This is a genomic window from Mesorhizobium sp. WSM4836 (assembly GCF_055811815.1).
Map to the genome: position 1 here is coordinate 1 of NZ_JBVVQF010000111.1, position 296 is coordinate 296.

General features: G+C 59.8%; 1 protein-coding gene. It reads left to right on the forward strand.

The annotated features are described in order from the left end of the window. Positions 1 to 40: 40 nt before the first annotated feature. A partial coding sequence (locus tag AC0L2P_RS32310) for a transposase (RefSeq protein ID WP_473507255.1) occupies positions 41 to 296 on the forward strand: 256 nt, incomplete at its 3' end.

Below are 296 nucleotides of genomic sequence, written 5' to 3' on the forward strand. Positions count from 1 at the left end.
CGGTTTGAAGTTCGTTCTGGCCCATCGAGAGGACCAGGACATGAAACGCAGCCGCTTCTCTGAAGAGCAGATCATCGGAATTTTGAAGGAACATGAGGCCGGGGTATCGGTTGCCGATCTGTGCCGCAAGCACGGGGTCAGCGACGCCTCGATCTACAACTGGAAGGCCCGCTTCGGCGGGATGGATGTGTCCGAGGCTCGGCGACTGAAGGCGCTGGAGGACGAGAACACGCGGCTGAAGCGGCTTCTGGCCGACGCCATGCTCGACAATGCCGCGTTGAAGGATCTTGTGGGAA